The organism is Variovorax paradoxus (assembly GCA_016806145.1).
Lineage (GTDB): Bacteria > Pseudomonadota > Gammaproteobacteria > Burkholderiales > Burkholderiaceae_C > Variovorax.
The window spans coordinates 153,826-166,612 of record CP063166.1; the positions used below are offsets into that span (position 1 = coordinate 153,826).

At 70.1% G+C, this 12,787-nt stretch carries 14 protein-coding genes; 3 read left to right on the top strand and 11 right to left on the bottom strand.

Annotated features, from left to right (window positions below; genetic code table 11):
• Window positions 1–8 precede the first annotated feature (8 nt).
• The 6 genes from urtD to INQ48_00800 form a co-directional block, all read right to left on the bottom strand.
• On the bottom strand, window positions 9–809 hold the full coding sequence (urtD, locus tag INQ48_00775; GenBank protein ID QRF57832.1) for an urea ABC transporter ATP-binding protein UrtD: 801 nt from the start codon (window positions 807–809) through the stop codon (window positions 9–11).
• Window positions 806–1,855, bottom strand: a complete 1,050-nt coding sequence (urtC, locus tag INQ48_00780) for an urea ABC transporter permease subunit UrtC (GenBank protein ID QRF57833.1) — start codon at window positions 1,853–1,855, stop codon at window positions 806–808. The genes urtD and urtC overlap by 4 nt, the downstream gene beginning before the upstream one ends.
• A 10-nt stretch (window positions 1,856–1,865) precedes the next feature.
• Window positions 1,866–2,768, bottom strand: a complete 903-nt coding sequence (gene urtB / locus INQ48_00785; protein ID QRF57834.1) for an urea ABC transporter permease subunit UrtB — start codon at window positions 2,766–2,768, stop codon at window positions 1,866–1,868.
• A 5-nt stretch (window positions 2,769–2,773) separates the two neighbouring features.
• Window positions 2,774–3,967: an urea ABC transporter substrate-binding protein gene (gene urtA, locus INQ48_00790; GenBank protein QRF57835.1), complete on the bottom strand. Its 1,194-nt coding sequence runs from the start codon at window positions 3,965–3,967 to the stop codon at window positions 2,774–2,776.
• A gap of 411 nt (window positions 3,968–4,378) precedes the next feature.
• On the bottom strand, window positions 4,379–4,879 hold the full coding sequence (locus INQ48_00795) for a hypothetical protein (GenBank protein ID QRF57836.1): 501 nt from the start codon (window positions 4,877–4,879) through the stop codon (window positions 4,379–4,381).
• Window positions 4,876–5,805, bottom strand: coding sequence for a LysR family transcriptional regulator (locus INQ48_00800; protein ID QRF57837.1), 930 nt, complete (start codon window positions 5,803–5,805; stop codon window positions 4,876–4,878). Before INQ48_00800 ends, INQ48_00795 begins: the two co-directional genes overlap by 4 nt.
• A 96-nt stretch (window positions 5,806–5,901) precedes the next feature.
• On the opposite strand from INQ48_00800, the gene INQ48_00805 reads away from it, so the two are divergent.
• Together INQ48_00805 and INQ48_00810 are read left to right on the top strand one after the other, a co-directional pair.
• Window positions 5,902–6,888 (top strand): NAD(P)H-binding protein, encoded by a 987-nt coding sequence (locus INQ48_00805; GenBank protein ID QRF57838.1) that lies wholly within the window; start codon window positions 5,902–5,904, stop codon window positions 6,886–6,888.
• A gap of 94 nt (window positions 6,889–6,982) precedes the next feature.
• Window positions 6,983–8,182 (top strand): AGE family epimerase/isomerase, encoded by a 1,200-nt coding sequence (locus tag INQ48_00810; GenBank protein ID QRF57839.1) that lies wholly within the window; start codon window positions 6,983–6,985, stop codon window positions 8,180–8,182.
• Between the two features lie 206 nt (window positions 8,183–8,388).
• On the opposite strand, the gene INQ48_00815 is transcribed toward INQ48_00810, so the two are convergent.
• Both INQ48_00815 and INQ48_00820 read right to left on the bottom strand, forming a co-directional pair.
• Window positions 8,389–9,330 carry a glutaminase gene (locus INQ48_00815; protein ID QRF57840.1) on the bottom strand — a complete coding sequence of 314 codons (942 nt, stop codon included), beginning with the start codon at window positions 9,328–9,330 and terminating at the stop codon, window positions 8,389–8,391.
• Window positions 9,331–9,343: 13 nt separating this feature from the next.
• Window positions 9,344–10,246, bottom strand: coding sequence for a DMT family transporter (locus INQ48_00820; GenBank protein ID QRF57841.1), 903 nt, complete (start codon window positions 10,244–10,246; stop codon window positions 9,344–9,346).
• A 164-nt stretch (window positions 10,247–10,410) separates the two neighbouring features.
• On the opposite strand from INQ48_00820, the gene INQ48_00825 reads away from it, so the two are divergent.
• On the top strand, window positions 10,411–10,743 hold the full coding sequence (locus tag INQ48_00825) for a multidrug efflux SMR transporter (GenBank protein QRF57842.1): 333 nt from the start codon (window positions 10,411–10,413) through the stop codon (window positions 10,741–10,743).
• Window positions 10,744–10,762: 19 nt separating this feature from the next.
• Here the strand turns inward: INQ48_00825 and INQ48_00830 are convergent, their stop codons facing one another.
• The 3 genes from INQ48_00830 to INQ48_00840 are packed head-to-tail and all read right to left on the bottom strand — an operon-like array spanning window position 10,763 to window position 12,729.
• Window positions 10,763–11,269: a BON domain-containing protein gene (locus tag INQ48_00830; GenBank protein ID QRF57843.1), complete on the bottom strand. Its 507-nt coding sequence runs from the start codon at window positions 11,267–11,269 to the stop codon at window positions 10,763–10,765.
• A complete protein-coding gene (locus INQ48_00835; protein ID QRF57844.1) occupies window positions 11,266–11,775 on the bottom strand; it encodes a flavin reductase family protein in 510 nt (169 codons plus the stop codon). The genes INQ48_00830 and INQ48_00835 overlap by 4 nt, the downstream gene beginning before the upstream one ends.
• 30 nt (window positions 11,776–11,805) lie before the next feature.
• Window positions 11,806–12,729 carry a LysR family transcriptional regulator gene (locus INQ48_00840; GenBank protein ID QRF57845.1) on the bottom strand — a complete coding sequence of 308 codons (924 nt, stop codon included), beginning with the start codon at window positions 12,727–12,729 and terminating at the stop codon, window positions 11,806–11,808.
• Window positions 12,730–12,787: the final 58 nt, after the last annotated feature.

Sequence of the window (12,787 nt, forward strand, 5' to 3'; positions counted from 1 at the left end):
GGACTCCTTCAATGGCCGAGGTAGACGTCGATCACGCGCGGGTCGGCCTGCACCTCGGCGGCCGTGCCCTCGCTGAGCAGCCGGCCCTGGTGCAGCACGGTCACGCGGTGCGCGATGCGCTTGACGAAATCCATGTCGTGCTCGATCACCACCACCGACTTGCCCACCGAGATGCGGCGCAGCAGGTCGCCGGTCTGCTCGCGCTCGCGCGGGCTCATGCCGGCCACGGGCTCGTCGAGCAGCAGCAGCTCGGGCTCCTGCATCAGCAGCATCCCGATCTCGAGCCACTGCTTCTGGCCGTGGCTCAGCTGGCCCGCGCGGCGGTCGAGGCGCTCGACCAGGAACACCTCGGTGGCCATCGCCTCGATGCGCTCGCGCAGCGCGCGGGTGCGGCGAAAGCTCAGCGACTGCCACAGGCCGTGCATGCGCGGCAGCGAAATCTCGAAGTTCTCGAGCACCGTGAGGTCCTCGTAGACCGAGGGCGTCTGGAACTTGCGGCCCACGCCGGCGCGCACGATCTCGTGCTCGTTCATGCGGCCCAGGTCCTGGCCGTTGAACAGCACCCGGCCCGCGCTGGGCCGGGTCTTGCCGCAGACCATGTCGAGCAGCGTGGTCTTGCCCGCGCCGTTCGGGCCGATGATCACGCGCAGCTCGTTGCGCTCGACCGAGAGGCTCAGGCCGTCGACCGCCTTGAAGCCGTCGAAGGAGACCGTGAGGTCCTCGACGCGCAGGATCTGCTCGTTCGAGGGCGGCACGGCCGAGGCCGCCTGCGGCAGGCCGCCGTTGGGCATCGCCAGCGTCGCGTTCATGGCGCGGCCTCCGCGCCGCGGCGGCGCAGCAGCTTCTCGCCCAGGCCCGCCAGGCCGTTCGGCATCGCCCACACCACGAGGATGAAGACCGCGCCGAGGAAGTAGAGCCAGCCCTCGGGGAAGGTCTCCGACAGGTAGGACTTGAGGAAGCCGATCAGCAGCGCGCCGATCACCGCGCCGGGAATCGAGAGCCGCCCGCCCACCGCCGCGTAGATCACCATCTCGACCGAGGCCACCACGCCGATCACGCCGGGCGCGATCAGCCCCACCTGCAGGCTGTAGAAGGCGCCGCCGATGGCCGACAGCAGGGCCGCCACCGCGAACACGAAGGCCTTCATGTGCGCCGTGTTGTAGCCGCTGAAGCGCACGCGGTCCTCGCGGTCGCGGATGGCGATCAGGATCTTGCCGAAGCGGCTGCGCACGATCAGCAGCGCGCCCATCATCGCGAGCGCGACGGCCGCCACCTCGATGAAGTACATGGTCCGCTTGGCCGCGTCGCCCGCGATGTCCCACCCCAGCAGCGTGCGGAAGTCGGTGATGCCGTTGGCGCCGCCGGTGTCGCCCTGCTGGCCGATCACCACCACGGTGAGCGTGAGCGCCAGCGACAGCGTGACGATCGCGAAGTACACGCCGCTCACGCGCCGCTTGAAGATCGCGTACGAGAACACGTAGGCGAGCAGGGCGGGGATCGCGAGGATGCCGACCAGGGTCCAGCCCAGCGAGTGGAAGGGGATCCACCACGAGGGCAACTGCTCGACGCTGCTCCAGACCATGAAGTCCGGCAGCTCGGGCGCCGAGGCCTCGAGCTTGAGGAACATCGCCATCATGTAGCCGCCGAGGCCGAAGAACAGGCCCTGGCCCAGGCTCAGCACGCCGCCGTAGCCCCAGGTCAGCACCACGCCGATCGCGACGAAGGCGAAGGCCAGGTACTTGCTCACGAGGTTGAGGCGGAACGGATCGAGCGTGGCCGGCAGCACCACGGCCAGCAGCAGCAGCACGGCCGCCAGCCCGACGAGGTCGCCGCGGCGTTGGGGAGAAAGCTTCATGCTCATTCGCTCAGCTCCTCGACCGGGTCGCGAACAGCCCGTTGGGCCGCACGTAGAGCACCGCGATCACCAGCAGCAGGATCGTGGCCTTGGCCATCGAGCCGCTCATCAGGTACTCGAGCCAGGTCTGCGACTGCGCGATGGCGAAGCCCGAGAGCGCGGTGCCGATCAGGCTCTGCACGCCGCCGAACACCACCACGATGAAGGAGTCGACGATGTAGAGCTGGCCGGTGCCGGGGTTGGTCGAGCCGATCATCGTGAACACCGCGCCCGCGATGCCCGCCAGGCCCGAGCCCAGCGCGAAGGTCAGCGCATCGACGCGCTGCGTGTCGATGCCGACCGCGCCCGCGATCGCGCGGTTCTGCGTCACCGCGCGCACCTTCAGCCCCCAGGAGGTGCGGTAGAGCAGCAGGTAGACGCCGATGGCGACGATGGCCGTGAGCCCGATGATGAACAGGCGCGTGAGCGGCAGCTGGATGCCCGGCGTCGGTTCCCACGCCCCGGCGAGCCAGGAGGCCAGCGGCACGCTGACTTCCTGCGCGCCGAACAGCGAGCGGTAGGCCTGCTGCAGCATGAGGCTCAGGCCCCAGGTCGCGAGCAGGGTGTCGAGCGGCCGGTCGTAGAAGAAGCGGATGAAGCCGCGCTCCAGCACATAGCCGAACGCGAAGGTCACGGCGAACGCGAACGGGATCGCGGCGAACAGGTAGAGGTCCATGAAGCCCGGCGCGTAGTGCTCGAAGAAGCGCGACGCCAGGTAGGTCATGTAGGCACCGAGCGCCATCAGCTCGCCGTGCGCCATGTTGATGACGCCCATCAGGCCGAACACGATGGCCAGCCCGATCGCCATCAGAAGCAGGATGGTGAACAGGCTCACGCCGTTGAACACCTGCATCACCGCGATGTCGAAGTTCATCGCGCTCAGACCTTCGGGAACGGGTTGGGCTCGACCAGCTGCGGCGATTCCCAGACGATGTCGAACTGCCCGTCGGGCCGCGCGCGGCCCACGCGCACCTTCTTCCACACGTGGTGGTTGGTGGCGTGCACGCGCACCGTGCCCTCGGGCGCCTCGATCTCCACGCCCGCGGCGGCGGCCGTGACCTTGTCGACCTCGAAGGACTTGGCCTTCTCCACCGCCAGCTTCCAGAGGTAGACGCTGTTGTAGGCCACCTCCATCGGGTCGCCGATCACGCGGTCCTGCCCGTACTTGGCCTTGAAGGCCTTCACGAACTTCTCGTTGGCCGGCGACTTGATGCTCTGGAAGTAGCCCATGCAGGCGTAGTAGCCGGCGGCGTTGTCCTTGCCGATGCCTTCGATCTCGTTCTCCGACACCACGGTCGACAGCAGCACCTGCTTCGTGCCGTCGAGCCCGGCCGCGCGCAGCTGCTTGTAGAAGGCCACGTTCGAGCCGCCGACCACCGTGCTGTAGATGCAGTCGGGCTTGGCGGCCTTGATCTTGTTGATGATCGAGGAGAACTCGGTGTGGCCCAGCGGCGCGTATTCCTCGCCGAGCACCTTGCCGCCGGCCTTGCCGATCGCGGGCTTGGCGATCTTGTTGCAGGTGCGCGGATAGATGTAGTCCGAGCCCACGAGGAAGAAGTTCTTGCCCTTCTCGCGCGCCATCCATTCGACCGCCGCGATCACCGACTGCGTGGCTTCCTGCGAGGGATAGAACACGCGCTTGTCCTGCTCCTGGCCCTCGTAGTAGGTGGGATAGAACAGCAGGCCCTTGGCCTGGGCGAGCACCGGCAGCAGCGCCTTGCGCGAGGCCGAGGTGTAGCAGCCGATGATGGCCGCCACCTTGTCGCGCTCGAGCAGCTTGCGCGCCTTCTCGGCGAACACCGGGTTCTCGCTCGCGCCGTCTTCCACCACGGCCTCGATCTTCTTGCCGAGCACGCCGCCGGCGGCGTTGATCTCCTCGATCGCGAGCTTCTCGGCGTCGACCAGCGACGCCTCGGCGATCGCGATCGTGCCCGAGAGCGAATGCAGCAGCCCGAGCTTCACCGTGCCGCCGTCCTGCGCGAAGGCCAGCGGCGCCACGCCGCCCGCGGCGCCCAGCACGATCATCGAGCCGCCGGTCTTCACGATCTGGCGGCGGTTGAAAGCGTTCGTCATGTCAAATTCCTTTGTGGTTGTGCGAGTCGTCAGGAAGATCCGACCTTCGGAACCGCGCTTTGGGTGTCTCCTCCCGCCACGCGGCCCTGCAAACGGGCGCTTCGTCGCCAGTGCCTTTGCTTCGGGCAAAGCTCCGCCAGCGGATGCATGCATCCGTTTCGACGAAAGCCCTGTTGCGACCGAAAAAACAAAAAGGCCCGAACCGGTGTTCAAACCGATTCGGGCCTTGTTGCCCGACACCTCGCTGGCAGCATTGGCAGCGGGCGTCGCATGACTGGTAACGATTGCTCGTTGCGGCGGATTCTTCTCAACCCGCGCCGGTCTGCAAATACGTTGTTGTGCGGATTGGCGGGCCGGCGGGGACTGTGCTATTTGCGCGCACAGGCGCGCCTGGGGCCGCTTTGCGCGGGGTCAGCGCGGCCGCGCGAAGTCCGCGTCGATCCAGGCCGAGGCGCTGGTGGCGCTGAGCTTGAACGAGGCCGGCACGTTCACGCGCGCGAGCTCGCTGTCGTCGGCGTCGTCGAAGGCGCTCAGCGTGGCCGAGGGGTTGTCCTCGTCGGGCACGATGGCCAGCGTGACGCGGATGCGCCGGTCGCCGGCGCTCACCGTCACGCTGCGGTTGAGCGTGGCGTGCAGCTGCTGCTCGTGGCGGCGGATCACCTCGGCCGCGGTCTTCACCAGCGTGGAGAAGGCGGGGCCGTCGAGCGGCTTCGGGTTCTTCTTGTCGCGGCCCATGGTCCAGGGGCCGACCAGCGCGGGCTCGGGGTCGCCATGGCGCGTCATCTCGACGGCCCAGCCGTCGTCTTCCTCGTTCTTGATGATGCGGGCGGTCCAGCGCTCGTCGCGCCAGAGGCGGTCCTGTTGCAGCGGGAGGATGTCGTCGGATTCGGTGGTCGGGGTCGTGTCGGTCATTCGGAGGCGGAGGTTCTTGCGCGTGCCATTGTCCCCTGGCCGGCGATGTAGGCCTGCAGCCCCTCGGCCAGCGCGTCGAAGGTGACGCGGCAGCGCGGGCTCGCGCGCAGGTCCTCGTGCATCGTGACCCAGGTCTCGAGCTTCAGCGACAGCGCGCGCGGCAGCAGCCGCACCAGCGCCGGGCCGCGCCGCGCCAGCGCGACCTGGCACACGCCGATGCCGGCGCCGGCGCGGATCAGCGCCAACTGCGCGAGGTCGCTGTCGGCGCGCAGCGAGAAGGCGTCGCGCGTGAAGCCCTTGAAGGACTTGATCGCGTCGCGCACGAAGGCCGTGGGCTGGTCGTAGCCGATCAGCGTGTGGCGCATCAGCTCCTCGGCCGTGCGCGGCGTGCCGTGGCGCGCGAGGTAGTCGGGATGGGCATGGAAGCCCAGCTCGATGTCGCCGATGCGGCGCGCCACCAATTGCTCCTGGCGCGGGCGCACCATGCGCACCGCGATGTCGGCCTCGCGCCGCAGCAGGTCCTGCACGCGGTTGGTCGACACCAGCTCGACCTTGAGCGCCGGATGGGCTTCGCGCAGCTTCGCCACGATCGGCGGCAGCACCTCCACCGCGACCACCTCGCTGGTCGACACCCGCACCACGCCGCGCACGCCTTCGCCCTGGCCGCTGGCCGCGCGCTGCAGCGAGGCGGCCGTGCTCTCCATGGCCTCGGCATGCGTGCGCAGCGCCAGCGCCACCTCGGTGGGCAGCAGCCCGACCTGCGAGCGCGTGAAGAGCACCACCTCGAGCGCTTCCTCGAGCGCCGCGACGTGGCGCCCGACGGTGGGTTGCGTGATGCCGAGCGCGCGCGCCGCGCCCGAGAGGGAGCCCTCGCGCAGCACGCCGAGGAAGGAGCGGTAGAGCTCCCAGCTGATGGTCCAGGTCATGCATAAATGTATGGCGGATGGCTCATGTTCGGCAATTCCATTTGAACCCCGGCCTGCCCAGAATTCATCCATCGATCACTGTTTTGGAGATGTTTCATGGCAAGCAACGACACGGTTCTGGTTCTGGGCGCGACGGGCGGCATCGGCGGCGAAGCGGCGCGCCAGCTGCGCGACGCGGGGTGGCGGGTGCGCGCGATGAAGCGCGGCGCAGAGGCGCAGCGGCGCGACGGCATCGACTGGGTGGGCGGCGACGCGATGGAGGCACGCGACGTGCGCGAGGCCGCGCGCGGCTGCGCGGTCATCGTGCATGCGGTCAATCCGCCCGGCTACCGCCGCTGGTCGCAGCTGGTGCTGCCGATGCTCGACCACACGATCGCGGCCGCCAGGGCCGAGGGCGCGACCATCGTGCTGCCCGGCAGCGTCTACAACTACGGCGCCGATGCCTTCCCGCTGCTGGCCGAGGATGCGCCCCAGCATCCGGCCACGCGCAAGGGCGCGATCCGGGTCGAGATGGAGCGCCGCCTCGAGCGCGCGAGCCGCGAGGGCGCGCGCGTGCTGATCGTGCGCGCCGGCGACTTCTTCGGCCCCAAGGCCGGCAACAACTGGTTCTCGCAGGGCCTGGTGAAGGCGGGGCAACCGGTCGGGGGCGTGAGCTATCCCGGCGATGCCGGTGTCGGCCACCTGTGGTCGTACCTGCCCGACGTGGCCCGCACCATGGTCGAGCTGCTGGCGCGGCGCGACCGGCTCGAGCCCTTCGCCCGCTTCCACATGGCCGGCCACTGGGATGCCGACGGCACGCGCATGGCCGATGCCATCCGGCGCGTGGTGGCGCGCCGCACCGGCACGCAGGCGCGCGTGTCGGCCTTCCCGTGGTGGCCGCTGCTGCTGGCCTCGCCCTTCGTCGCCACCTTCCGCGAGCTGCGCGAGATGCGCTACCTGTGGCGCACGCCCGTGGCCATGGACAACGCGAAGCTGGTGGCGCTGCTCGGCCGCGAGCCGCACACGCCGCTCGACGAGGCGGTCGAGGCCGCGCTCGAAGGCATGGGCTGCCTGCAGGCGGCGCCGCGCTCGGCGCTGGCCTGAGCGCTGCGCGAGGGCGTCGTTGTCTCGACGATCGGGCCGGGATGCTGATAGCCTGAGGTGCCGCGCCCGCCATCGCAACCCAGCCCTTCTCGCCATGCCCGACTTCCGTTCGCCCGACTTCCTGATCGGCCACGTGCAGCACACGCTCGCGTTCTACGACGGCCGCAGCCTCGATCCGCACGGCGGCTTCTTCCACTTCTTCAAGGACGACGGCACGGTCTACGACCGCCGCACGCGCCACCTGGTGAGCAGCACGCGCTTCGTCTTCAACAACGCCACCGCCTGGCGCCGCTTCGGCCGGCCCGAGCACCTGGCGGCGACGCGCCACGGCCTCGCGTTCCTGCACCGCGCCCATGCGCATCCGCAGGGCGGTTACCTGTGGGAGCTCGACTGGCACGAGGGCCGCGCGCAGGTGCGCGACGACACCCACTACTGCTATGGCCTGGCCTTCGTGCTGCTCGCGCATGCGCATGCGGCGATGGCCGGCGTGGACGAGGCGCGCGCGGGCATCGAGAGCACCTGGCAGCTGCTCGAGCGGCATTTCTGGGAGCCGCGCCATCAGCTCTACGCGAACGAAGCCACTGCCGACTGGACCGTGTCTCCCTACCGCGGCCAGAACGCCAACATGCATGCCTGCGAGGCGATGATGGCGGCCTTCGAGGCCACGGGCGACGCGAAGTACCTGGAGCGCGCGGCGACGCTGGCGCAGGCGATCGCGCTGCGCCAGGCCGACCTGACCGGGGGCAGGGTCTGGGAGCACTTCCGCGAGGACTGGACGGTCGATGCCGAGCACAACCGCGGCAACCGCGCCGACATCTTCAAGCCCTGGGGTTTCCAGACCGGCCACCTGACCGAGTGGACCAAGCTGCTGCTGCAGCTCGAGGGCCTGCTCGCCGGCCGGGGCGTGGCGACGGACTGGATGCTGCCGCGCGCGCAGTCGCTGTTCGAGGCAGCGATGCGCCACGGCTGGGATGCCGATTTCGGCGGCCTGGTCTACGGCTTCGATCCCGCGGGCGCGCTCTACGACGGCGACAAGTACTTCTGGGTGCAGGCCGAGAGCTTCGCGGCCGCCGCGCTGCTCGCGGTGCGCACCGGCGAGTCGCGCTACTGGGACTGGTACGACCGGATCTGGGACTACGCCTGGCGGCACATGGTCGATCACGAGCATGGCGCCTGGTTTCGCATCCTGTCGCGCGACAACCGCAAGCTGGGCGACGAGAAGAGCCCGGCCGGCAAGACCGACTACCACACGATGGGCGCCTGCCACGACGTGCTGCGCGCCCTCGGCGCTTGAAGCAACTCAGTCATCCATGGCGCTGCGCGCCACCCGCATCTCATGAAACGGCCGGTGGGATCAAAGACGGAAGCGGACTTCCGGACGCAGAGGACGCGAAGGTTGCGCGAAGGACGCGAAAGGAAGGCAAGAAAAATTTTGAATTTCTCTTTTGCGTTCTTCGCGAAATCTTCGCGTCCTCTGCGTCCGGCTGTTGGCGTTTCATTTCAGAACACCGACAGCCCCGTGCGCGCCACGAACATCTCGAGCGCCTTCATGCCCAGCAGCGAGTTGCCGGTGGCATCGAGCGCGGGCGACCACACGCTGAGCGTGAGCCGGTCGGGCACCACGGCCACGATGCCGCCGCCCACGCCGCTCTTGCAGGGCAGGCCGATCGAGAAGGCCACGTCGCCCGCGGCGTCGTAGGTGCCGCAGGTGAGCATCAGCGCGTTGATGCGCCGGGTCTGGCGCTCGCTGGTGATCGCGGCCTCGCCGTCGATCGGGTGCGCGCCGTCGCGGCACAGGTAGCCGGCGGCGTGCGCGAGCTGGCGGCAGCTCATGCGCAGCGCGCACTGGTGGAAGTAGGTGTCGAGCACCTCGGCCACGTCGTTGTCGAGCTTGCCGAAGCTCTTCATGAAGTTGGCCAGCGCCACGTTGCGAAAGCCGGTCTCGGCCTCCGAGCGCGCGACCTCCTCGTCGAAGCCCACGGGCTCGCCCGCCAGGCTGGCCATGAGCGCGAGGATGCGCGCCTTGGCGCTGCCGCCCTCGGCGCGCGCATGGCTCACGAGCCGGTCGGCGACCGCGATCGCGCCGGCATTGATGAAGGGATTGCGCGGCTTGCCCTGCTCGTTCTCGAGCTGCACCAGCGAGTTGAACGGATTGCCCGAGGGCTCGCGGCCGATGCGCTCCCACAGCGCGTCGCCCACGGCCTGCATGGCGAGCGTGAGCGTGAACAGCTTGGACACGCTCTGGATCGAGAACGGCGTGTCGGCATCGCCGGCCGCGGCCTCCTCGCCGTCGCAGGTGCGCAGCGCGATGCCGAACTGCCGCGCGTCGACGCGCGCGAGCGCGGGGATGTAGCTGGCCACCGTGCCGGCCTGGCCCAGCAGCGGTTGCATCGCGGCCGCGATCTCGTCGAGCACGGGCTGGAATCGGGTGGATGTCGCCATGTCGCTCGTTCCTTCAGGCGCGGCGCGCGCCGCCGCGGTTGACCAGCACGATGCCCACCGCCACGCCGGCCAGCGCCACCACCAGCTGCGGCGTGAGCGGCTCGGACAGCAGCAGCACGCCGAACACCAGCGCGAACAGCGGCGTGAGGAAGGTGAAGGAGGACATCTGCGTGGCCGGGTAGTGGCGCAGCATCCACATCCACGCGAGGTAGCTCGCGAAGGCGCCGATCACGGTCTGCAGCGCGATCGAGGTCCAGGCCCAGGTCGAGTAGTGCGTGCCCCAGGTCTCGCCGAGCAAGAGCGAGATCACGGGGCAGACCGCGGCCGTCACCGCGACTTGGTAGAACAGCGTCTTCTCGGCGCTCGCAGTGGCGAGTTTGGTGGCACGCAGGGTCAGCGTGGTCAGGCCCCACAGCATGCCGGCGGCGAGCGCCAGCGCGTCGCCACGCAGTTGCGACGAGGAGGTATGGCCGAAGCCTTCGCTGAAGGCCAGCACCACGGCCGCGAAGGCGATCGCGAGCCCGGCCCACTGCAGCCCGCGCAGCCGCTCGGCCGGCACCCAGCGCGGCAGGAACAGCGAGACCCAGAACGGCGCTGTGTAGAGGAACACCGTGAGCCGCGAGGCGCTGGTGAGCTGCAGCCCCAGGTAGATGCCCGCGAACTCGCCCGCGAACAGCAGCCCCGCGAGCAGGCCGCCGGGCAGCGTGCCGTCGCGCTCGAACAGCGGCACCTTGCGCCAGGCGCACCACAGCCCCAGCAGCACCACCGCGCCGGCCATGCGCATCGAGGCCTGCCACATCGGCGGCACCTCGGCCACGGTGGTCTTGATGAGGATCTGCTGCAGGCCCCAGAAGGCGCAGCAGACGACGAGCATGCCGATGGCGAGCGCGTCGAGGTGGGTTTTTCTCTGGGTCATCTGTTGTTCGTTCTTCGCAAGGCGGCCCGCCCGCATCGCGCGGCGGCGCCGACGATCCTAGCGCGCGGGCGCTTCCCCGCTACCATCCGGGTTTCGTTCCCGGGTACCGCCCCTCCCGTTCCTGGTTCCGCATCCGGTATAGATGCGGGGCCCGGGAGGCATGCATGGGCATGCGGAATTTCTCGTGGCTGCTGCTCGCGGCCAGCATCGCGGCGGAGGTCGTCGGAACCCTCGCGCTGCGCCACGCCGACGGTTTCACGCGCGCACTGCCCTCGGCCGTGGTGGCGGCGGCCTATGCGCTCGCGATCTGGCTCATGGCGCTGGCGGTGCGGCAGCTCGAGGTCGGCCTGGCCTACGCGGTCTGGGCCGGCGCCGGCACCGCGCTGATCGCCGTCTGCGGCGTCTTGCTGTTCGGCGAAGCGGTCACGCTCGCGCGCTGCCTCGGCGTGGCGATGATCGTGCTCGGCGTGGTCGTGCTCCACCTCGACCCGCGCTGAGGCGACCCGCGCCGAGGCTTCAGCGCCCCGCGACCGGGTACGGCGGCTTGCCGCGCGTGCCCACCATCAGGTCGGGCACCACCGCCTCGACGTCGGGCAGCGCGCGCGCCGCGCGTTCGAGTTGGCGTGCCAGCGCGGGCGAGGGCACGCAGCCCTGCAGGTAGACCCAGCGCCGCTGCACCATGACCCACACGCTGCCCCGGCGCAGGCCTGGCACCGCCTCGAGCGCGGCGCGCACCTTGGGCGCGAGCGGCTTGTCGTAGCGGTAGGCGTTGCTGTCGCTGCATTTGCCCGCGAGCCAGCAGCTGGTGCCGCGCTCCAGCCGCGAATGGATCTGGATGCGGCGCTCCTCGGCCGTGTAGAACGGGCCTTCGGGTTCGGGGCAGCCCGGCAGTCCGGCCGAGACGCGGAAGAAGGGATCGTCGAACCAGTTCTGCTTGAGTGGCGCGGCGGCGTCCTGCGCGCTCGCCGCATGCGGCGCGGCAACGGCGCACAGCAGGGCGAGCACCGGCGCCGCGTACTTCACAAGGGATGTTCCGTGTAGAAGCGGCCGCCGTGGAACAACAGCGGCGAGGCGCCGGCGTCGTGGCTGCAGCGCTCCACCTCGCCGACGAAGATCACGTGGTCGCCCTCGTCGTAGCGGCTGCGGTTGAAGCACTCGAAGCTCGCCGCGGCGCCCGCGAGCACCGGCGCGCCGCCCAGGCCCTCGGTGAAGTCCACGTCGGCCCAGCGGTCGATGTCCTTGGTGGCGAAGCGCTCGGCCAGCGTCTTCTGGCTGGCCGCGAGGATGTTCACCGTGTAGTGCGAACCGGCCCGCAGCGCGGCCATCGAGGCGGCGCTGCGCGACAGGCTCCACAGCACCAGCGGCGGCGACAGCGAGACCGAATTGAAGGAGTTGGCGGTGAGCCCGACCAGCGCGCCGTTGGCCGCGCGCGCAGTGACGATGGTCACGCCGGTGGCGAACATGCCGAGCGCCGCGCGGAATTCAGCGGACGAGAAGGTGGGCGGCTGGGCGCGGCGCAAGGTGGTCACGAAGGAGCGGGAACGGTGGAGGGCAGGGGGCTATTCTGGCGCACCCGTCCTTCCCGCCCCCGGCGCGGCCGACATCACCTCGGTCACGAAGCGGGTGTAGGCCGCCGCGGCCGGCGAGGGCGTGCGGCCCGCGAGCGTGACCAGGCCGTAGTGGGTGCGCATGCCTTCGAGGCCCGCGATGGGCAACGGCACCAGCGGCTGGGTCTCGTGGCGGAAGGCCGGCGCATCGGGCGCGAGCACCACGGCGCGCGCCGTGAGCGCGAGGTGGCGCAGGGTGCCGGTGTCGTCGCAGACCAGGTTGAACACGCCGCGGCCGGCGCGCTTCGCCTGGCGCTCGAACTGAGTGGCCACGCGCGCGGGCAGCTTCGGGCCGGCGACCGGGTAGTCCATCGCCTGCTCGAGCGTGACCGACGCCAGCCTGCGCAGCGGATGGCGCGGCTGCACGAAGAACGAGACCGGCACGTCGGGCAGCCGCATGGTTTCGAGGCCGCCCTGGCGCGCGAGGTCGCGCGTGTCGGCGATGAACAGGTCGATCTCGCGCCGGTGCAGCCGCTCGGCCAGGGTGGCGGTGTCGGCCACCTCGGTGCGCACCGAGAGCTGCGGATGCCGCTGCACCAGCAGCGTGAGCGCCGCGCGCCCGAGCATGCCGGCCGCGAATGGCCCCAGGCCCACCTGCAGGCTGCCGGCGGCCAGGCCCTCGAGCTGCAGCACGTCCTCCTTGAGCTGGCGCGCGTCGATGAGCAGTTCGCGGGCGCGCGCGAGCACCAGCTCGCCGGCCTGCGTGAAGCGCACCGTGCCGTAGGCGCGGTCGATCAGCCGGACCTGCAGGCCCTCCTCGAGCGCCTCGATGCTGCGCGAGAGCGCGGGCTGCGAGAGGTGCGAGGCCTGGGCCGCGCGGCCGAAGCTGCCCTGCTCGGCGAGGGCGACGAGGTGCTGGAGCTGGCGCAGCTGCATGGCGATCTTGTGTTTTTCTTCAAATCGATCGACGTATTTTGCATTTGCCAATGGTTTG

Bases quoted from the DNA above. Each gene is read 5' to 3' on its own strand.
- urtD (QRF57832.1), bottom strand. From the start codon at position 809: ATGAACGCGACGCTGGCGATGCCCAACGGCGGCCTGCCGCAGGCGGCC.
- urtC (QRF57833.1), bottom strand. From the start codon at position 1,855: ATGAAGCTTTCTCCCCAACGCCGCGGCGACCTCGTCGGGCTGGCGGCC.
- urtB (QRF57834.1), bottom strand. From the start codon at position 2,768: ATGAACTTCGACATCGCGGTGATGCAGGTGTTCAACGGCGTGAGCCTG.
- urtA (QRF57835.1), bottom strand. From the start codon at position 3,967: ATGACGAACGCTTTCAACCGCCGCCAGATCGTGAAGACCGGCGGCTCG.
- INQ48_00795 (QRF57836.1), bottom strand. From the start codon at position 4,879: ATGACCGACACGACCCCGACCACCGAATCCGACGACATCCTCCCGCTG.
- INQ48_00800 (QRF57837.1), bottom strand. From the start codon at position 5,805: ATGACCTGGACCATCAGCTGGGAGCTCTACCGCTCCTTCCTCGGCGTG.
- INQ48_00805 (QRF57838.1), top strand. From the start codon at position 5,902: ATGGCAAGCAACGACACGGTTCTGGTTCTGGGCGCGACGGGCGGCATC.
- INQ48_00810 (QRF57839.1), top strand. From the start codon at position 6,983: ATGCCCGACTTCCGTTCGCCCGACTTCCTGATCGGCCACGTGCAGCAC.
- INQ48_00815 (QRF57840.1), bottom strand. From the start codon at position 9,330: ATGGCGACATCCACCCGATTCCAGCCCGTGCTCGACGAGATCGCGGCC.
- INQ48_00820 (QRF57841.1), bottom strand. From the start codon at position 10,246: ATGACCCAGAGAAAAACCCACCTCGACGCGCTCGCCATCGGCATGCTC.
- INQ48_00825 (QRF57842.1), top strand. From the start codon at position 10,411: ATGGGCATGCGGAATTTCTCGTGGCTGCTGCTCGCGGCCAGCATCGCG.
- INQ48_00840 (QRF57845.1), bottom strand. From the start codon at position 12,729: ATGCAGCTGCGCCAGCTCCAGCACCTCGTCGCCCTCGCCGAGCAGGGC.